The sequence below is a fragment of the Calothrix anomala FACHB-343 genome, from assembly GCF_014696435.1.
GTDB classification, from domain to species: domain Bacteria; phylum Cyanobacteriota; class Cyanobacteriia; order Cyanobacteriales; family Nostocaceae; genus Aulosira; species Aulosira anomala_A.
The window spans coordinates 29,772-51,193 of sequence record NZ_JACJQG010000060.1 but is presented as its reverse complement, the minus strand read 5'-3'; the positions used below and the strand labels follow the sequence as shown (position 1 = coordinate 51,193).

16 protein-coding genes are annotated in these 21,422 nt (G+C 37.8%); 3 read left to right on the top strand and 13 right to left on the bottom strand.

The window, feature by feature from the left end; translation table 11 throughout:
• Nucleotides 1-242: 242 nt before the first annotated feature.
• From ltrA to H6G08_RS27450, 3 genes are all read left to right on the top strand, one after another.
• Entirely contained in the window at nt 243-1,958 is a 1,716-nt protein-coding gene (gene ltrA / locus H6G08_RS27460) for a group II intron reverse transcriptase/maturase (protein ID WP_190548825.1), read from the top strand.
• 104 nt (nt 1,959-2,062) lie between these two features.
• On the top strand, nt 2,063-2,638 hold the full coding sequence (gene tmk / locus H6G08_RS27455; protein WP_242046297.1) for a dTMP kinase: 576 nt from the start codon (nt 2,063-2,065) through the stop codon (nt 2,636-2,638).
• A gap of 92 nt (nt 2,639-2,730) precedes the next feature.
• The gene (locus H6G08_RS27450) at nt 2,731-3,690 is read left to right on the top strand and encodes a DNA polymerase III subunit delta' (RefSeq protein ID WP_190548844.1); all 960 of its coding nucleotides are present in this window, start codon (nt 2,731-2,733) and stop codon (nt 3,688-3,690) included.
• Between the two features lie 14 nt (nt 3,691-3,704).
• Here the strand turns inward: H6G08_RS27450 and H6G08_RS27445 are convergent, their stop codons facing one another.
• The 13 genes from H6G08_RS27445 to H6G08_RS27385 all read right to left on the bottom strand — a co-directional run bounded on the left by H6G08_RS27445 (nt 3,705) and on the right by H6G08_RS27385 (nt 21,390).
• Nucleotides 3,705-5,933, bottom strand: coding sequence for a GumC family protein (locus tag H6G08_RS27445; RefSeq protein ID WP_190548823.1), 2,229 nt, complete (start codon nt 5,931-5,933; stop codon nt 3,705-3,707).
• Nucleotides 5,934-6,238: 305 nt separating this feature from the next.
• Nucleotides 6,239-7,417 carry an endo-1,4-beta-xylanase gene (locus tag H6G08_RS27440; protein ID WP_190548822.1) on the bottom strand — a complete coding sequence of 393 codons (1,179 nt, stop codon included), beginning with the start codon at nt 7,415-7,417 and terminating at the stop codon, nt 6,239-6,241.
• A gap of 113 nt (nt 7,418-7,530) precedes the next feature.
• Nucleotides 7,531-8,319 (bottom strand): WecB/TagA/CpsF family glycosyltransferase, encoded by a 789-nt coding sequence (locus H6G08_RS27435; protein WP_190548821.1) that lies wholly within the window; start codon nt 8,317-8,319, stop codon nt 7,531-7,533.
• 40 nt (nt 8,320-8,359) lie between these two features.
• Entirely contained in the window at nt 8,360-9,430 is a 1,071-nt protein-coding gene (locus tag H6G08_RS27430; protein ID WP_190548819.1) for a glycosyltransferase family 4 protein, read from the bottom strand.
• A gap of 49 nt (nt 9,431-9,479) precedes the next feature.
• Nucleotides 9,480-10,748: an O-antigen ligase family protein gene (locus H6G08_RS27425; RefSeq protein ID WP_190548817.1), complete on the bottom strand. Its 1,269-nt coding sequence runs from the start codon at nt 10,746-10,748 to the stop codon at nt 9,480-9,482.
• Between the two features lie 128 nt (nt 10,749-10,876).
• On the bottom strand, nt 10,877-12,250 hold the full coding sequence (locus tag H6G08_RS27420; RefSeq protein ID WP_190548815.1) for a right-handed parallel beta-helix repeat-containing protein: 1,374 nt from the start codon (nt 12,248-12,250) through the stop codon (nt 10,877-10,879).
• A gap of 65 nt (nt 12,251-12,315) precedes the next feature.
• Complete coding sequence (locus tag H6G08_RS27415) at nt 12,316-13,407, bottom strand: glycosyltransferase family 4 protein (RefSeq protein ID WP_190548813.1); 1,092 nt, start codon at nt 13,405-13,407, stop codon at nt 12,316-12,318.
• Between the two features lie 93 nt (nt 13,408-13,500).
• The gene (locus H6G08_RS27410; protein WP_190548811.1) at nt 13,501-14,778 is read right to left on the bottom strand and encodes a hypothetical protein; all 1,278 of its coding nucleotides are present in this window, start codon (nt 14,776-14,778) and stop codon (nt 13,501-13,503) included.
• The gene (locus H6G08_RS27405; protein WP_190548810.1) at nt 14,775-16,220 is read right to left on the bottom strand and encodes an oligosaccharide flippase family protein; all 1,446 of its coding nucleotides are present in this window, start codon (nt 16,218-16,220) and stop codon (nt 14,775-14,777) included. Before H6G08_RS27405 ends, H6G08_RS27410 begins: the two co-directional genes overlap by 4 nt.
• A 421-nt stretch (nt 16,221-16,641) precedes the next feature.
• A complete protein-coding gene (locus H6G08_RS27400) occupies nt 16,642-17,583 on the bottom strand; it encodes a class I SAM-dependent methyltransferase (RefSeq protein ID WP_190548808.1) in 942 nt (313 codons plus the stop codon).
• A 127-nt stretch (nt 17,584-17,710) separates the two neighbouring features.
• The gene (locus H6G08_RS27395) at nt 17,711-18,709 is read right to left on the bottom strand and encodes a glycosyltransferase family 2 protein (RefSeq protein WP_190548806.1); all 999 of its coding nucleotides are present in this window, start codon (nt 18,707-18,709) and stop codon (nt 17,711-17,713) included.
• A gap of 67 nt (nt 18,710-18,776) precedes the next feature.
• Nucleotides 18,777-19,715 (bottom strand): aldo/keto reductase, encoded by a 939-nt coding sequence (locus H6G08_RS27390; RefSeq protein ID WP_190548804.1) that lies wholly within the window; start codon nt 19,713-19,715, stop codon nt 18,777-18,779.
• A gap of 10 nt (nt 19,716-19,725) precedes the next feature.
• Entirely contained in the window at nt 19,726-21,390 is a 1,665-nt protein-coding gene (locus tag H6G08_RS27385; protein WP_190548802.1) for an alkaline phosphatase family protein, read from the bottom strand.
• Nucleotides 21,391-21,422 lie beyond the last annotated feature (32 nt).

Here is a 21,422-nt window from a genome sequence, read left to right as displayed (position 1 = left end):
TTGACCAACTTGCACTTCCGATAAACCCGGCGAATAGCGTCACTCTAAAGGTACATAGTATGGTCATTCGGAACGAAGTAACCTCTCGTATGTTCTCAGGAAGGTCGATGTCTTGAGTAGGTGCTAACCGGATACTGCGAGCAGGAAAGATTGAGTCAGAAGCGAAAGCCTGGGGTAATGCCCAGGATATGCAGACAGATTCACGGTGATTTGGAAGATAAAGTCTCAACTAAAGGGTTAAAATGTCTAAGACGAGTTTAAAGACTACGGTGGAATGGCACAAGATTAACTGGCGAAAGCTAGAGCGTCGGGTGTATAAGCTCCAAAAGAGAATTTATCAAGCCTCGAAGCGTGGTGATGTAAAAACATTTCGCAGACTCCAAAAGCTGTTAATGAAGTCCTGGTACGCCAAAGCTTTAGCGGTTCGTAGAGTTACCCAGGATAATCAAGGCAAAAAGACGGCAGGTGTGGATGGTGTTAAATCACTGACCCCAAAGCAACGTCTGGAGCTAACTGATAAAATGCAACTGGGTACAAAGGTCAAACCTACCAGACGAGTATGGATTCCAAAACCTGGTAAAGACGAAAAACGACCTTTGGGAATACCTACAATGAACGACCGCGCCTTGCAAGCACTTGTCAAGATGGCTCTTGAGCCAGAATGGGAAGCGCGATTTGAACCTAACTCATACGGGTTCAGACCTGGACGCTCGTGTCATGATGCTGTTGAAGCAGTCTTCGGGTCAATTAAGCAAAAACCCAAGTTCGTCTTGGATGCTGACATTGCCAAGTGCTTCGACCGTATTAACCATAAAGCATTGCTGAGAAAATTAAACACCTTCCCTAGCTTACGCCGACAAATCCGGGCATGGTTAAAGACAGGTGTTATAGATTCTGAGCAGTTGTTTCCAACAACTGAGGGAACGCCACAAGGTGGAGTAATTTCTCCATTATTGGCAAATATAGCCCTCCACGGAATGGAAGAGCGAATTAAACAATTTGCCGAAACGTTAGATATGAAAAATACCTACGGACGGCAACAAAGCAAAAGGGACAAAAGATACTCCCTCAGCCTAATTCGCTACGCCGATGACTTCGTGATTCTTCATGAAGACATAACCGTAGTCCAAAGATGTCGAGAAATTATCTCGGAGTGGTTACATGACATGGGTTTGGAATTAAAGCCAAGCAAAACAAGACTAACCCATACTCTCAACAAGTATCTGGGAGAAGAGCCAGGATTCGACTTTCTTGGTTTCAACATACGGCAGTTCGCCGTAGGCAAAACACACTCTAAACTTGGCTTTAAAACAATCATTACTCCAAGCAAGGAAAAGCAAAAGGTACATTATGACCAAATCGCTAGTATTATTGAAAGCCATAAATCAGCACCTCAAGAGGCACTGATTAATAAACTAAACCCGATTATTAGGGGATGGGCAAATTACTATGCGACCGTAGTAAGCAAGGATACTTACTCGGAAATTGACAACCTCATGTATCTGAAACTGAGAGCTTGGGCAAACCGCCGACATTCAAAGAAAAGTGCGGAATGGGTACTCAAAAAATACTGGCTACCCATAGGCAGCTTTAGCTGGGTTTTCGCAACCAAAAAAGGAGAGGAATATTGTCGCCTATTCAGACATGACACTACTCCAATTATCCGTCATGTTAAAGTTCAAGGCGAAGCATCTCCATACGATGGAAATCTAGTTTACTGGAGTACAAGAATGGGAAACAGCCCAGAAATGCCCACCAGGATAACAAAACTCCTGAAAAAGCAAAAAGGGAAATGTGCCCACTGCGAATTATACTTCCGCGAAAGCGATGTGCTGGAAATTGACCATATCATCCCGAAATCGCAAGGTGGAAAGGATGACTACAACAATCATCAACTCCTGCACAGGCATTGCCACGACACAAAGACAGCCAACGATGGTAGTCTGAGGTGCGTATGACAAAACGCCAAGTCACTGAGGAGCCGGATGAAGCGAAAGTTTCACGTCCGGTTTTGAAGACCAGTGGAATTGGTGACAATTTCGCTGAGTTTAATACAAGCCAAATGCAGCTTTGTCAAGCTTGGTTGGAAAATATGGGTATTTCCGTATTCTTGACGCGAGAACCAGGAGGAACAGAATTAGGTTTAGATTTGCGCCGCTTGTTGTTAGAAAAGGCTGATAATAAACCGATCGCAGAGGTAACAGAATTATTGTTATATGCTGCTGATAGAGCGCAACATGTGGAACAAGAACTTAAACCCTATTTAGCCCAGGGTAAGTATATTTTATGCGATCGCTATGTTGAATCGACTATTGCCTATCAAGGTTACGGTCGGCGATTAAATATGAGTTTAATTGACCAGCTAAATTATATTGCTACTGGGGGTTTACAAAGCGATTTGACTATCTGGTTAGATGTGGATGTAGAAGTCGGACTAGCTCGCAAACGTGGCACAGAAGCAGCTTTAGACCGAATTGAACAAGAAACCATCGCTTTTCACCAGCGCGTACAGCAAGGATACGCAGATTTAGCCGCAGCTTTTCCCGAAAGAATTATCCGCATCGATGGCAGTTTAAGTCAGGAAATTGTACACCAAACCATTCAAGGCATTTTACGCGATCGCCTATTGCTAGGATAGAGGCTAGAGACTAGGGGCTAGGAAGATAAATAACAAATTTCCAATGCCCCATGCCCAATGCCCAATGCCCAATGCCCCATGCCCCATGCCCCATGCCCCATGCCCCATTTCAACCACTTTTAGGACAGCAACAAGCCATAGAATTATTAACTCAGGCGGTGAAACAAAATCGCGTCGCACCGGCTTATCTATTTGTGGGGCCGGATGGGGTGGGACGGAGTTTAGCAGCGCGGTGCTTTATTGAATTTTTATTTGCGAGTTTTGTAGAGACAAAATTAATTTCGTCTTTACATAATCGCTTGCTGCAAGGTAACCACCCAGATGTATTGTGGGTAGAACCGACTTACCAATATCAAGGACAGTTACTCACAGCTAAAGAAGCAGGTGAGAAGGGTGTGAAGCGGAAAGCACCGCCTGTCATTAGGTTAGAGCAAATTCGCCAAATTACAGAATTTCTTGGTCGTCCGCCTTTGGAAGCACCAAGAAATATTGTCGTGCTGGAACAAGCAGAAACTATGGCGGAAGCAGCAGCGAATGCGTTACTAAAAACTTTGGAGGAACCAGGACAGGCGACTTTGATTTTAATTGCACCTACACCTGACTCTGTGTTACCAACATTGGTGTCACGCTGTCAACGCATCCCTTTTTCTCGCTTGGATGAGTCTGTTTTAGCTGAGGTACTAACTCAATCCGGTCATTCAGAGGTTTTGCAAAATCCCCCATTGTTGAGTATAGCCGCAGGTAGTGCGGGAAGTGCGATCGCATCTTATCAGCAACTCCAATCTATCCCCCCTGAGTTACTAGAAGCTGTGAAAAAAGCACCTGCATCTTACCGTCAAGCGCTGGAGTTAGCAAAAACAATTGATAAGGATTTAGATACAGAAGCACAGCTATGGTTAGTTGATTATCTTCAGCAAATATACTGGCAACAATCGTATAAAAAAGAGATAATCAAACAACTAGACAAAGCGCGTAAAGCTTTACTTTGCTACGCCCAGCCGCGTCTTGTGTGGGAATGTACTTTATTATCTTTGTATCAACAATGTCATTAATGCAGATGTACTGTTTAATTATGTCTACTTATTTCAGGAGACTCATATAGTACAGCTTGGGAAGAAGCCGAACCGAAATATTCTGAAGCATGGTAGAAATAATTGCTAGGTTCATTTTGCTCGTTAACACCATTGATGACTAAACCTAAGACATGATGATTAGCTTTCTCTAACATCTCGCGTGCAGCTAATGCACTGTTAGAATCAATCACTCCTGGTCTTGCTACTAACAAAATTCCATCAGACATTTTGCTTAAAGTTAGTGCATCAGCAGCCAGCAGTGCCGGAGGAGCATCAATGATTACATAATCATACTGTGATGAAAGTTCTTTAATTAATGATGCCATGCGCTTGGAATCTAACAAAGCTAGGGGATTGGGAGGTCTGACTCCAGCAGTTAAGACATCAAGATGATCCATCACCTTCTTGACAGCAAATCTCACATCTAAATGACCTACCAAAACTTCACTTAAACCTGCTGCACTAGTAATTCCCCAAATATGATGTTGTGAAGACACCCGCATGTCTGCGTCAATTAGTAAAACTCGACGGCCTAATTGAGCGATCGCTGCTGCTAAGTTTGCGGAAACAGTGGACTTACCTTCCTTAGCAACTGCACTAGTAACAACGATTGTTTTTAGCAGTTTATCGGAACTCAAAAATTTCAGATTAGCTTGAATCATCCGATAAATTTCGCTAGTTAGAGAGTCTGGTGTATCTCTAACTGCAATTGTGGGAATCTGATATTCTCCATCGCGTCTGCGGGATGGCGTCTTTTGAGGTAATAGAGGAATAATACCTAATAATGTATAGCCGTTAAATACTTCTTTAACTTTATCCAGTGTTTTGAGAGATTTATCTTTGATTTCTAATAACAGAATCGTACTAGTAGCCAAGAATAAACCAAACATTGCGCCTATTACTAATACCAGCATTTTTTTAGCTGCTAATGGTTCTTCGGGAACCGAACCTCGCGCAATGATCCTCGCATTCGCTGTATTAGCGTTTTCCGCTACTTGCAATTCTTGAACTTTTTTCAATAAAGTTTGATAGGTTGATTCAGCAACTTCAACTTTTCGCTCTAATTGACGCTGTTGCTGTGCTAATTTTGGCAGGATTTCCATCCTTTTTTCATGGGACGAACGAGTATTAAACAAAGAATTAAGTCTTTGATTTAAGCCAGTGCTTTGCAACTCTAATTGTAAGAAGTTATTGATGAGGTTTTGTCTGACTTCTCCAAGTTGCAATAGTCTGGGTGAAAACTGCAATTTCTGTCCCACACCAACCGTTTTGGCAATTTGTAGTTGTAGTAAATTGTTTAAATTATCTTTTTTGGCTTCCAGACTGACAATTATCGGGTTATCATCGGTAAACCGACTGCGTTCGTTAGCTAACTGTCGCTCTAGTTCTTGCAACTGTGAGAGAATTCCTTGCACAGCTGGCGATTGACTCAGGGTTGTAACAGCGATCGCTTGTTGAGTAGTTAAGCCCAGTTGCTGACGTAATTCATTTTTTTGCGCGACTAGATCGGCAAGTTGAGCCTTAACAGCATTAATTTCATTATCTATATTGGTAATAACACCAACTGATGTCCTTGTTTCTTCTGCTAAATCAACAATATTATTCTGCTCTCTAAATTTACGCAGTACAGCTTCTGCATGATTAACAGCAGCTTGAGTTTGCGGTAGCTGCCTTTCCATAAATTTACGTGTTGCTTCCGCTTCCTCACGATTTGTAACAATATCGTTGTCTACATAAATATTCATTAATGCATTGACAACTGCTGCCGCTTGTTTGGGATCGTTACTTTGATAAGTAATCTCTAATACATCTGTCCCACCAATTATTTTTAGCGTCAGTTTCTCTTGTAGTTCCTCAACTGTCAGGGGTTCGCCTTTTATGTTGGTTAATGCTAATTTATTGATGACTTTTTCCAACAAAGGCGGCGAAGAAATTACTTCTACTTGGGTGCTAATGGGATTTTGTGTAGAGACTAAACTTTTCAAATCTCCTGCTGCACCACCTTCATTACTATTAGGTAACAGATTAGTACCTATGGTTTTAAAAGAAGGTATGCGGAACCATAATTTTCCCGATGATTCATAGGTAGGCTTTAATAAAGTTGTTGCCAGAATACTTAGAGAAACTGTCCCTAAAAAAATACTCGTGATTGATATCCATCTTCTTCTCAAGAGATAGAGATAAATTTTTAAATCCAAATCAATAGATTCTCTAGATTCCATGATTTTTTATTGTATTGTTTTTTACTATTTGACCGGATGAATTCAAGTTATGATTTACTGACCACAGATACTTCTCAATTAGACAAAGTAATATATTTTTGTTAATCTAGATATCTCCTTAATTTTACCGTATTTGTTAAGACATTTTAAACTAAGGTAATTTTTACAATAAATATATAATACTTTATCATAGTATCAAGTAAAAATACATAATATGTACTTGAGAAGAATATATTAAGTAATTAGCTGGTATAAATAGATATTGATATTTTGGGATTTACTAAAGCTGTTGTGAACCTGAAGAATCAGCGTATAGGAGCATTATCAAAAGCACGCGCGATCGCATTCCAGGCTAATTTGCGTCGCAGCTTTTGATCAAGAGGCAAAGGACGCACCGCAGCTTTATCCGATCTAGGTTTAAATTCACCAAGCCAAGAATAGCGATCGCTCAATCCCCAAGTCAGAACAGCAATTACGGCTGTTTCATCCAAGACAGTCGAAAGGTAATCTTCATAAGTAGCAGCAATAATGCGATCGCGCAATGTAATATCTTGTGGTAGATAGTTATCTGCTACATCCATTTCTGTAATTATAATTTTCAGTCCCAAACTAGCAACATCCGCAAGAAATTGACGCAATTTTTGGGAATTAAATTTATATTTTCCCGGAGATAAATGACCTTGAATACCAAGACCATGAATCGGCGTATCTTTGGACTTTAAACGTTCTAGTAATTTGAGTACAGCTGTCCTTTTAGCTTCATGTTTGGGTGTGTCGTAGTCTAAACCATAATCGTTATAAAATAACAATGCTTTTGGGTCAGCTTCAGCTGTGAGACGAAAAGCTAAATCAATATAATTTGTACCCAAAGATTCTAACCAAGGGGTGATGCGCAAACCATCATCTCTACCATCATCTGGTTCTATAGCTTCATTCACTACATCCCATGAATGGATTTTACCTGCATAACGTTTAACCACGGTTTGAATATGATTTTGTAATAGCTGCTGTGCATTTTCACGATTCACAGTGTCCTTAAACCACTTAGGTAAAGACTCATGCCAAACTAAAGTATGTCCACGCAACAGCAGTTTGTGAGTTGCAGCAAAATCAGCGATCCAATCAGCAGCAGTAAAATCAAATTTATCGAATCCAGGACGAAGAGTCGTATCTCCAGCAGTCCACTTAAATTCCCATTCTGGGACAAACATACTGCAATTTTCCACTATAGCAGCCATATATGCTGGGTTTGCTGCCAGGAGACTTTTTGTACTAGTCGTTCCATAAAACAACCCTTTAGCCGCCGCACGTTGCTTTAAAGAAAGCTCCTGAGTAACTGTAAAATTCCTTTGAGGATTATCAAGTGCTTCTATATCCTGATGACGTTCCAGAATTCGACTGATTACCACTGTACTGCTAGCAGCTAAAGCACCTAAGGCGAACAAAAAATTGCGTCTAGAAGTTAATTTGAATATCTGATTCATCTCATAATTTATGATTAAAAATATTTTGGTTTTTAGTTTACATTTGTTTATAGATTTATCTATCTACCAAAGTAGGTAATAGATAAAAAATAATTTATAAAACTGAATTTTTATCAAAACTCGTCCGAATGATTGGCGATAAAGCCCTGATTAATTCGTTGTTTAAATATTCGATAAAAAAATAAAGGATTCCCTACAATATAACGTTCCCAAAGACGTGTAGGTTCAGTAATTAAGCGAGTTAACCACTCAAAACCGTTATCAGTCAACCAACGCGGGCCTCGATAAACAGAATCAGTATAAAAATCTAAACAAGCGCCTAATGGTAGAAAAACGCGAGTTTCGATTTTATTAAAGTTATCCAAAATCCATTTTTCTTGTAATGGCATTCCAAACCCAATATATAAAACATCAGGTTTAAATTTATTGATTTTCTCTATGACAACATCATTTTCACTCCCACTTTTATTAAAATAACCATGATGTCCTGCTATGCGTAAATTAGGTGCGATTTCTAGTAATTTTTTAATGGCTTTATCTGTTACACCTGGTTTACCAGCAAGTAAAAATAAAGAAACATTATCTTGCTCGCAAGCTAATGCTAAACTTTCAATATAATCTGGACAGGTCATCCGATGCCTAGATTCCATTTTGTATCCCAAAATTCTTGCGCCTAATATAACTCCAATTCCATCGCAAAATACTAAATCTGCATTATTAATAAAATTGCGATACCAAGGTAACTGATAGCTGAAATTTATAGCCCTTACATTCACGTTACCTATAATTGTTTTTTGCTCGATGCCTCCAGATTTTACGATATATTTAATTAAATCTTGTACTGTTAACTGGTGAAATCTTGTATTTAAGACAGTTATTTCTGGGTAATTGTGTAGAGTCATATAATTTGCAGAAAGTAAACGTAAAAATTTGGTTAAGTGATTATTTAATATTGTTCTTCAATGCAGATTGATAAATATTAGATAAACTGGCAATATAATTGTTGATGTCAAAAGGCTTGGTACTGTTTCTCGCATTTTTACCTAAATAGTCTTTAAATTCTCGATCGGCGATTAATAGTTGCATTGTTGTAGATAATTCGTGAATATTTCCTGGTTGTACTAGTAACCCATTTTTACGATCAATCACTAACTCAGGAATCCCTCCTACTGGTGTTGCAATCGTAGCTAAACCCCAACTCATTGCTTCCAGCAAAGCCATAGGTAAACCTTCATTATATGAAGGTAAGACAAACACATCTGATTTGGTTAAGAGTTCATCTCGTTGCTGTTCGTCTACCCAATCTAAGATAGTAATATATTCACTTAAGTTTAATTGTTTTACTAAGTCTCTGGCTTTTTGTCCTTCCCCATCACCAGCAATAATTAATTGTGCATTTTGCTTTTTTTCTTCAGGAATATCAGCAAAAGCTGCAATTAAATCAAATGCTCCTTTCCTTTCCCCAATCCTACCCAAAAATAAAAAATTAACTTTTTGAGAATTTACCCGTTGTGAAATCTCTACAGGCAATTTTACTGGATTAGGTAAAATAACAACTTGCTCTGGGTTCAAAGCCAGATTTTCTATATAAAATTTTTTCCAGCTATCTGATAAAACAATAAATCGAGTTGATTTTCTAAATATCCAACTTAATCCTAATTGTATCATTTTAGGTAAGTTAGAATAAAATACATGAAAATCAGCACTATGAGTATGCAGAATTACTGGTTTACGCATAATCCAAGCAATCATAGTAGTAATTGACTGACGAAAGGCACTACCTCGCTCAGAAACATGGATATGAACCACGTCAGCTTCTTGTTTGATAAGTTGCCAAAATAATCTTAGTAAAGCTTGGAAAAACACTAATAATTTCTCTATTGTAGAGCCATTCGGTAAAGTAGATAAATGACTAATTTCTATGTCAGAATAATTGTGTTTCATTATCAATTTTTCAACTGAAACTATTCCTCCCTGCCTATCTAAACTTTCTCCTAACATGAGAATTTTCATTTGTTGCTCTCCCTGGTTTAATAAAATAAAATGAGTAATTAGCGAATTTCTATAATGAATACAAACATTTAATTTTTTTATTACTAACTACTATCATGGAAACTTCTGTAGATACATAAAGAATCCAAAATATATTATTTTGAATTAATAAAGAAGTTTCTGTGAGATTAATCATAATTAAATAAAATAGACATATTGCTGGCCAAAAACCCTCTGAAGTATTAGTTATTCTGATGTATTTAAAACATTTGCATAACAACACAAAAAATCCAATGAAGAATATAACTACTCCGATTAAACCCAAATCTAACCATAAGTCTAAAAAACCATTGTGGGAGTTAGGCGGTGTCCAGCGAGAAGCATACCAAACAGAAGCAGATTCTCCATCTAAACCTTGCCAAAAGCCACTAAATCCATAACCTAACCAGGGACGTTCCCAAATTTTATCCCAGACTAAAGGCCAAAGATCGCCACGACCTGTTAGGGTAGCATCCTTACCAATTGAGCCAAGTAGATTATTTAAATTACTAGTAACAAATAAATATAAATTAATACAAATTATGGATATAGCACTTAAAGCTGGAACAACAGCAATAACAGGAGAGCGAAGAATTCTTAAACCTAAAAAGATTACTATAAGATTAGTAAAGCTTAACATTGATGAACTAGAACGGGCTAGTATCAAACAAATGATAGCTATGCCAAAAATAGCCCAGGTAAACAAAGAATTGCGTTTGTTAGCGCTAGCAACAAGTAAACAGTTAACGCCACCAAGAGATAAGATTTTACCAAACACATTTTTATGAGTATAGATACCTCTTAATGCTCCTGAATGTAGCCCACCCATCAATCCATATTTGGGTAATGCTATTGCAAACAATAAACCTAATATTATTGCTACACAAAACATCCAGTTAATTAACTCCATTTGCTCTTTCAATGTATAGCGACTAGCCAAATACATACCAAAAAGGCTTGTACCGAATAAAGCTACAGTCCGAACTATGGTTACTTGAGGAGCAGCAGACCAAAATATAGATAATGCAGATAAGAAGATGATTAGCCAGGTAAACTTAACTTTACTCAGTATAGAAATTGCTTTTTTCCAACGTAACAGAAGCAGAATACAAGTGATGAGATAAATTACCATAAATACAAGTTGGATTAAGCCTGTATCGGTAGGTGCTTCATCACTATCTCCCTCACTAGCTCCCCCTGAGAGGATGAGAGTTAAAGGCCCGCCAGAATAAAAAAGTAAGCAAACAATTGTAAATATTTTTTCTGAATTTAGTAAAAATTCTTTCTTGTTAATCTTCATGGATGGACAATTGGCTAGATGATTCACCCTCTGTTATTAGTGCAGGTATAGCATCAGCATAACCTGCACTAAATTTCATAATCTTTGTATTTGAAGCCAGATATTTTACTAGTTAAAAAGTATGATAACTAGTATTCATAAGCTCCAATATCATACCCACCACCAGAGGGACGCGCTTTACCGGCATAATCAGTTTTTAGGCTTGCCGAGGGATAAGCCTTATTAATTGCTGGACTAGTTTGTTGCAGTCTAAAATCACCTTGGGAAGGATTAACAAACTTGGGATCGGCAATTATATCGTTATATCCTTTGGCTTCCATCAAAGTACTATTGCCATAGATATTGTAGTTGTAAGTGACCCTTGTATTTTGTGCATTGATGTTAATGTATTTATTGGCTGGTGCATAGAGAATGTTGTTGACAATATTCACATCAGATGAATAATTAGCGAATATTTGTCCATGTTTAATATCCGGACTCTGATTGTTTAAGTAAGCCGTGTTATGCAAAATATCAACATATTGGCTCCTATATGTATGAATACCTGAGCCGCCATTGTTATATGTGATATTGTTTTCAACTAAAGTTCGTCCAGTATATACACCCAAGGTAGAGTTGTTTTGTGTGTTTTTGGAATCATCAATAATGATGCCATTGCCGTCTTCAATCTTGCCTGTATAAATCCAGGGAATGTATTGCCGATTGTTATAGACTTTATTTTTTCTGACATACATTTTGTATCCTGTATGATTATCAAAACGCCAGTTTTGATACAGGGAAATACCACTAGTACCAAAAGGTGAGTACCAGGCATTATTGAAGACTTCATTACCTTCAATGGTCACATAGTCTGTTTGAATGGCGGAAATACCTGCTCCTCCGCATCTATGAACCTTATTATTGAGAATCCGGATGTGATGGGGATGACCATTTCTGCGTCCATCAATACTAATGCAGTTACCACTGGTTAGAGGGTTGGAGGTATTAGACTTTTGACTGATGGCGTAACTAAGAGTGATATTGTCGTTGTTGCCAATTACTTCCAGACCATTGATTTCAATATACGAGGCTCCATTCTGAATTAAAATTCCATTCCATCCATTGTGCTTGAGTTTGGGGAAATGCCCAGGATATGCTTTATAAGTAATCCATGCACTAGCTGTCCCAGAACGTGTAATTTTGATGACTTCACCAACTGGAGAAGCGTTGGTATATACTCCGTTCATAATTAGGACTGTATCTCCCGGATTTGTTAAGTTGGCAGCCTTTTGAATCGTTTTAAAGGGAGAGTTAACAGAGAGTCCATTGTTGCTATCACTACCAGACGCACTGACGTAGTAGGTTTTGCTTGTGGCTTGGCTGTATAGGGTGGCTTGGTTGGAGTTGACTACCTGACTGACTGTATCACTTAAAGAAGTTGTGATTCTTTCTGGGTTAACCATACTGCTAACTAAAGAAGGAAGCAGAAGGGTTGCTATCAAACTAAATCCATTAGTAGCCATAAGAGTAAACTCCTTTAATGTGTAAAAGTCAGCTACATCCACATTAGGAAGGCTGGAATGTTGATTTACATTTTGATGGCCCTGTGATACGTTTCTACAGTTTTTTCGGCGATATTTGACCAGTTTAAATCTTGTTGACAGCGCTCTCTAGCGGCTGCTTGCATCTGATATTGTAAATTGCGATCGCTCAATAATGTAAAGATCGCATCAGCCAAAGCTGGGACATCACCAGGTGGAACTAAAAAGCCATCTTTTTGATGTCGGACTATTTCACTTAATCCGCCGATATCAGATGCAATAACTGGTATTCCCATCCCATAAGACAATGCTGCCACACCACTTTGAGATGCTTCAATATAAGGTAAAACGGAGACTGTACTGCTTTGGAACAGATCTGCTACCTGTGCCAGAGGAATGAAGTCATTTAATAGGTGGATGCGGTTACTATCATAACCGGTAGGGAAGTATTGTTCAATATTTTCACCTCTACCGGCAATAATTAATTTGACTTCCGGAATTTTGGCAGCAACAATAGGCATTGCTTCTAGTAGGTATTTTAAGCCTTTGTAAGGCCAAATTCGCCCAAAAAACAGCAATGTGTATGGCTCTCGTTGTAAACTAGTTTCACTAGTGCGTCGTTTATATAAGCTACCTAGTTCGCCATGCGGTATCACGTTCACTCGTTGTTGGGGAACGTGAAAATTTTTAGTCAGGGCATTTTTTAGAGATTGAGTATGAACTATTAATTGTTGGGAACGATAGAAAGCAAGACGCTTGGTATATTCGGATGCAAGTACACTTTCGCGATCGCCTGGATGACGAAAGACATCATGAATAGTCGTCACTAATGGTGGCATCTGATTAAGCAGTAATGTTAAGTCATACCAAGGATCGTTAGTTTCTTGAACGTGTAACACATCTGGTTGCACTTCCTTGATAATCCGCATCATCGCCATCATAGAAGCTAGATTGCGCGGATCGCGAATCCTGGGTTTGGGAAAGCTAACTGTGCGTATACTAGGATCGAGATTATCTTTACAAACAGCAGATACTTTTTCTGGGTGAATCAGCGTTAAATCAACATATTTCACCAAACTATTAGCTAGTTCAATTGTGTAGTCTTCAAAGCAAAAATGTAGTAAAGCAATCTTGAGCATAGATGATGCTGAGTTATGGCAGTTGGTAATTTTGGATTTTAGATAAACGACTCTTTACAAAAAATGGGTAATTTAATTAACCAACAGGCACACCTATGCTAATTTAGTTTGAGTAATTTTATCCAAAGTGCGATTTTTTTTCACAGATTTAGGTTTGGGAATTTTAGAATAAGCATGATATATTGCGCCGCCCAATATCTTTTTATCTATATTCTTAATAAGTTCCTTAGAACGAAATCTGCGGCTAAGACGCTGAATGCTGATGACTAAATCAGTACGATTTTGTTGTTCAAATAATTCCACCAAATCCAGATAATAAGCTTCTTCATCAAAGTGTTGAATATTTGATTTTTGTAAAATCATCTCTGCGGAAATATCATTAGCGGGAAAAGTTGTAGCCTTTTCTAACATACCTAAGGCAGCCAATTGAGCCATTGTTGCTACACATTTGGGACATTCACCACAGTTTAAATATCCTGGAGGTAAGCTTAATTGATCGCACACCCTCAATTTTTGCAGAGCTAAATCCCATTCGGCAACCAACTTAGTTTTGGTAAATCGGGAAAGGGCGATATATTCATGGCGAATTGTGAAATCATAACTGCTATAGAGAGTATCGAGCAGAGGATGTGTTCCCCAAGGTTGTAGATAAGCAATTTCATCGCTAGAACTAACTGAAATACTAGCTAGTCTGCTGCTAAAAGCATGAGCAACGGCGGATAATGCGGCACTAGTATAATAATCTTTCCAGAATTCTATACCAAACTGTTCTACATCTAAGTCTTTAACAAAAGCGTAAAGATTAGTATAAACAGGTATTAGGGTAATTCCCGCATCTTTTTTAATCTCATCAAAAGACTTGTAGGCTTTTTCATAGTTTTCTAGAGTGGTGTTAGAAAAACCATAAATAAACAGTCCATCTTTAATCGATCTAGGATGCTCTAAAGGGTAGTTGATCCGGTTCAGCCGTAAGGTAGCTAATGTATCAATACCCCCAGTAAAAAATATGCTTGCTTGCTTAGGTGTGGTGGGTGTTGGTACTGTAGTTTTGATTTTGGCTTCAATGGGAATTATAGAGCGATCGCTGCGTTTGTACCAAACTTTGAGCATAGCCATCGCTGTCTGTAAGTTTTCTAGTAACTGCGGACAAATCTCTGCATCGATGAAAACCCTTTTCTCTCCGTAGTAAAAAGCCACTATTGTGCAAGCGATTAAAAAGCTATGGGGATTGCATGATAAATCCTGTGCAAACTCTTTAGTAGTAGCAATATATACTTCCTGGGGAGCGCGATCGCGATTTTCCCAAATTACAGTTGCTCCTACCTGAAATAAATTATCTTTTTGCTCGCTCTTCAAGTTAATAATCTTCATATTTTCTCCTCAACTCGATTAAAAATTTTTTTCCAAGTAGCATTGATACCCCCTAGAGCCTGAATCATAAAACAGGCTGAAAATAAGCTATAGGCTGTGACAGCAATCGCCACATTTAAAAGTAAATTCAAGTTCACTGTTTGTAGGGCTATAAATACTAATACGATCCCTAGACTCATTAACAGGGGACGTAATATGATTTTCCATAAATTTATCATTAAGATTCGACTAAAAACAGCATAAGTAAGTATTGAAAAAGCAGTTATTATACCCATTACTTCCATTAATGCCGCGCCTAATAATTTATATTGGCTAATTAATATTATTCCCGATACACCTGATACAACAGTTGTAACAACGGTTTCAATTAGGTTAAATTTTTCCAAGCCATTGGCTAAAATAAGATAGTTAAATATTCTAACAATAGGAAATAAAATCAGCGCCAATGAACTAATGTTTAGAGCTAAAGTTGCCTGATTAAAATCAGAGTCTTGATAAATAAATTTTAGTAAATCTCCGCCGATAAAAAAAATACCCACTACGAATGGTAAGGACATTGCCATGAGAATTTCAATAATATTTTCCGTTACTTGACGCTGATTTTCCTTAGTCTTGTCTACAGCTTTTGTCAACTGAGGAAACACAGCCAGACATAAACTATTGACAATCATCATAAAGGGTTGCTGCAATTGTCCAATAGCACCATAAAGACCAACCATAACCTCACTCCCTAAAAGTGAGATGATCAGGATATCTAATCTACTAGCAACTATTCCCACAGCATCAATAGCCAAAAATGTGCGCGCAGTTTTCAAGAGTTGCCAGATAAAATCTTTCTGAAGCTGCCATCTCGGCTTAACTGTCTGTGTAATTAAAATCCACTGAATTACAAAAATTAAGGTTTCGGAAACTAAGAATATTCCAGCTAAATAATTTACTCCATAATCTAGCTGCATAAACCATAGCATTACCAGTAAACGGATAATGTACACTGGTACTGTAGAGATAGCAATCAAATTCATTCTCTCTTGAGCCTGAAAAATTGCCTCTGTGATGTTAGAAAGGGCAAAAGGAATGATTGTTAAACCCAATATGTAGCAAACTGTCGAGGTGTCAGAATTATAGGGTAGTATAAACACCACAACTGCCATTACTACATAACCGATAACACTTAACAGAAGTTGTAGGAAAGTACCACTCACCAAATAAACTGGCATTTCTTGAAGATTGCGAGATAATTCTCTTGTAAACAAGGTTTTCAGACCGAGGGAAATGATATTGACAAAGATATAATAATAGGTGAAGGCTAGGAGATATTGCCCTAAGGCATAGGCACCTAAAGTACGAGTTATAGCTGCCGTTAATAAAAATGTAGTAATACTTTGTACTACACGATTCGTCAACAATGAAAAAGTATTTTTTACTAATTTGAATTGTCCCATCTGCTTCCAAATAAAGTTTACAAAATTTTGGCTGAATCTAATGGTTGTTAAGACTTAGCGTCCAAGACATTTTTCATGTTTACATATAATTCACTTTTTGGATGGGAATTCAATATTTTTGTGTAAAAAATCAACTTCAAATCCTTGCATTGGATGGTAGATACGCTCCCAATAAAAAATCACCTGAAACCCAAATTAAGATATTAAGAAACTATCTGAAACTATGTCAAACTCTCTGGATATAAGGTTGAGGTAGTGTTTTGGGTATTTGGTGTTTAATTTTTCAGATGAATTGGATATTAATCACGGAGGTTAACCTAATTTTGTTTTAGATCTATCTAAGTTGTTAATTTCATATCATCCTCTGATAACTATGCTAAAAAATTGAATTAATCGCTGAATCATTCTATCTGTATTTCTTTTATTTTTCAGCAATTAAGAATATATTATCAGCGAATAAATAGATTTTTCTCAGAAATTTACTCAAACCACGGCGTTGTTTTTTGCTAGGGATTATAAACAGAATATTTTCGACAATTAACATCAAATGGAAATAGAAAATGCCAATGGTTCTGATTTGTTTTTCATTTCCCAGCCCCAGTTTTGATAAGAGTTTCTTCAGTTTAGCAGGCACGGCGCTATAAATGCGTTTGAATCCAGCCTGTTTTAAAGATGCTTGTAATTCATGATAAGTATATTCTTTCAGATGCATACATTGAGGTTGGTCATATCCAAAAACCAACGACAAATCATGGGGCCCTGTATGACAGTGTGGCGTAGTAAAAATGAAACTACCCTGTTGATTAAGAATTTTATAAACGCTCCGAAAATGGGTAATTAGATCATGTGGATGAAAATGTTCAACTACTTGATTAGACACGACAAAATCATAAAAATCAGCAGGTTCAAATTGGTCTAAATGTACACCATCAGAATTACCCCAAGATAAGTTATTTGATGAATTAGTTACATGTTTTGAACCACGTTCCTTAGTAATTTCTGTAGCTTTGCATTCAAACCCACATTTAGCGAAATATGCTATCATTTCTCCCTTTCCAGAACCAACCTCATAAATTTTCTTGGGTGGAGAACCAAGGATTCCTAACCAGGTTTCGTATTTGCTTACAGGTGGTGTGCTGTCTACAGAAAAGCTGTTGAGCCAGTCTAAGCTACTATAAAGAGTAGTATAGGCTTTTTCAAATACTTCCCATCGATTTTCTTGAGTTGAGTCTAAAAGCTCTTTTGTCAAGTTCTTTTCTAACTCCCAATGATTAAGTATCATTTCTTCTGTTACTTCCGCAGTCGCAGGGATGCGGTAGTTATCTTTGTACAGACTTATTAGTTTATTTCCTCTAGGTTCCATTGCTAACTCCTTTTTTCCTTTTGTTATGGGTAGATAAATAAAAATGTCTAGCTGTGACCAAAAAATTAAGCTTATGGCTATCTTTAATTGCCAAAGATTAATGACTCTATAATTGTTGATTTATTTTTCAGCTAAAAATATCATATGCTGCTTGATTACCAAAAATATAAAACTGAATACGGCGATTGATAATACCAGGAAGTTTTAAACATAAATCCAGAAAAAACTTAGGATTGTATAGAATCTCTTTCAAAGCTTTTAACCATTTTCTATCCTTAAGTGGTTCTACAATTTTGTAGTAAGATAAATAATCTTGCAAAACTCGATAATTTGCCGACAAGGCATCAGCTAACTGTGGTAATTTACTCAAAATTTGCTCTTTTTCTATAAATGTTACTGTAGCTGCGCAATTTTGAGTCAGAAAGGTTATTTTGTTGGTATAAACTAAAGAACCGGGGCGAGCCAGATAGAAATAATATGGTTCTGGAACTAAGGAAAACCGCGCTCCTCTGACTAAACAAGTTAAAGCTAGCCAAAAATCTTCAGCCACTTTTATACCTTGATTATATTGAATATTTTCTTGCATCAGGAAATGGCGTTTAAACAAAGGTTTTGATATACCTAAATGTAGTCCTTTTTTGCCATATACATCTGTTTTCACAAAATATACTGGGTTAATTTGTTTAATTTCTGGTATGTACTCTCCACTTTCTTTAATTAGGGTACTCCAAGCATGTTCTTCACCATCTTTAATCAGATATAAATCATCAGCAATCATATCTGCATTTTCTTGGTAAGCTACTTGCACAAGTCTTTCTAGGCGTTCTGGTGCATACCAATCATCTGAATCTAAAACTGCAATCCAATTACCTTTAGCTTCTTTAAGGGCGCGATTGCGACTACCACCAGCACCTAGATTTTCTTGGTTAACAAAAACTTTCAATCTTTCATCTTTAAAACTTTTGATGACTTCTAATGTATTATCTGTTGAAGCATCATCGACCACTATGACTTCAATATTTTTGAGAGTTTGCCCTAAGGCAGATTCTATGGCTCTAGCAATATAGCCTGATGTATTATAGGCAGGAATTATAACTGATACTTCGGGGCTGCTATTCGACTTCATAATTTATTTTCATCTTGGCTAATTTTCAAAATTACTGAGTTTAATATTGATGAAATACCAGGGTAAATTAGCGAACAAATTGTAGCAATTGTTTTTTTACCCATCTGAGTTTTTGTTTGAGGTGATCAAACGGAACCGAGCGGTCAAGTCTATTAACTTCTTCGGGAGATAACTGTACCATTAAGGCATTTACAGATGCTTCGATGTTAGTAGGTCTACTAGCTCCGACAATAGGAACTATTACAGGTGATTTACTTCTTAACCATGCGAGCATCAGGCTATATACAGTTATTCCTTTGGCTTCAGCTATTTCTGTAAATACTGTGAGTTTTTCTAAAGCGCTAGTACGACGCACACCTTGAATACCACCAAAGGGGCTGGAAGCCAAAAAGGTTAATTTTTCTTGTTGAGCATAATTTAATACGCCATCAAATTCATGATGTCGATACCAGGGATTTAATTGATGTTGCACAGCCACAACTTCAACTAAATCACGAGCGCGTTTGATTTCTTCTACTGAGTAATTGGACAAACCAACAAAACGGATAATTCCAGCAGCTACTGCTTCTTTAACTGGAGTAAGTGATTGTTCAATAGTGTAATTTGGATCGGGTCTGTGATGTTGCCAAATATCGATTGGTTTTTCACCACCAAGAGCTTCAAAGCTTTCGCGAATTGTTTTGCGTAAATGTTCAGGACTACCGTTAAATACCCATTCACCTTTTGGACGAATATAGCCACCTTTTGTGGCGACTAAAACATGACTGGTATCGCCATTGTACTGTTGTAAAGCTTTGCAAATCAGGCGTTCATTGTGATGTTTGTCTGACTCATCTATGCAATAGGAATCAGCCGTATCAATGATATTGATGCCCAGGTCGAGGGCGCGGTGAATAGTTGCAATTGCTTGTGATTCTGGGGGTTTGCTAACTAAAGACAGCCCCATTGCGCCCAGAGAAAGTTCGCTGATATAAACATTGGTATTACCAAGTTGCTTCATCTTCATGATGTTTACCCTAATAATTAACTGGAATTTTTAACAACGATTTACCATCAAAGTAATCGGGAATTGGCGCACCCATTAATTCTAAAATCGTAGGGGCTAAATCTACAGATCCAGCATCTGGTAAGCTAGAACCAGGAGTAATACCTGGCCCTTTAGCCATGAAAAACCCTCGATTCCAGTGAGTACCTGCACGGAATAGAGTGACAGGCCCAATTCGTCCAAAATCCGGGCTATCTACCACATCTGTCATATGTTCGTGCCATATAACTATTAAATCTGAATCTGGATGTTTGGGATCGTTATCTGTAGCCGACTTTCTAGTGCGTGCTACTTGTTTAACTAAAGGTTTTCCTGTTCTAGCATCTTTGAGACGGTAAAGAATCTGAGTTAGTTCGTTACAGATATTTTCATATTCGGAATTTGAAACAATGCCATCTCGTTCTCTTCCCTCTAAGTTGATGCGGATATGTCCATTAGCAAAGGTTGGTAGGGCAAATGCTTTCATTTGCGGCCAAAGAGGTTTATACCAGGTAGCAGGCATCCAACCAAAGGGAACAGATTGTTCTAGGAGCGAGTAAGGACTAGCCAAACCATTTTGATCGTTATATAAAAACTTGCTAGGAGTCCAAGGTCTAAATAACCGCTTGATGGGATTAGGCTCATAATTTTTCATCCACATCTCCCCTAACCAAGAATTGCGAATGGGGTTAGTAGTCATAGGTGGAGGAGGAACTTGTGGATTTCCAGGTGCAATAGCAACTTTACCTGGGAAATTGTAGCGATAAAGTAGTTCTGCTAAAAAGACGGCACTTGGTACATCACTGTAGTTTGGCCCCATACCATGCAAAGAAAAACACAGAATATAAGCGTCTTCGGGTGCTTGTTCTAAGATTTTTCCGATTCCTAGATCGATGTTTTCATATGTTTCTAGTAATGGATCGGGAACCGTACCGTTTTTACTAAGGTGCGGATAAAGTGGGTGATCTGCTTGGCTGTAATTATATATGTCGTGTCCGGCGGTATGGGGTTCGCCAAAAACTGTTAAATATAGATCCCAGGAGTTTTGTTTAAGTAAGTCGCAACAAATTGTTGTACGACGGCTAACACTTTCTGTGAGTGCTTTTCTTAGCCATTTGACGTAATCTTTATCCCACCAGATGCCAGTATCGTTATATAATATTGGGTTTTCGCCATATTGATGAGCGATTTTGCTCAAGAGTTCTGAGGGGCTAGATGCACTAGGTGCAGAGGGAAAATGTCCTCCCCATCCTAAAATTTGAATGCCATTTACTCCCTGAGAAATTCTTGTACCGGGGACATCAAATACTGCTACTTTGTATTTTTCTCCTAAGGCGTAAAAGGGAGCATATTCTTGGTAGTCGTAACCACAAAATTCCAAATTACAATCTATTTCGTAATTTTCTGGTTTATATGTTAGGGCATCCCAGTAGCCAATTTTCTCGGAACTACAACCAGTGGCAAATTGCGCCCATAATCCTTCTGTGACTGCATATTCTGTTGTTTGTCCGCAATATTTAGCTGTATTGCTGAGATGAGCGTAAGCTCCTTGTTGACGAAGTTTACTAATATTTTTCAGATATCCTTGGGAGATCCATTTATCTATTAAAACGGGATCGCCAGCATCTAAACCAATTGCAATTACTGGATTTTTCATTTACTTCTCCATTTATTCAAGATAATAATTAA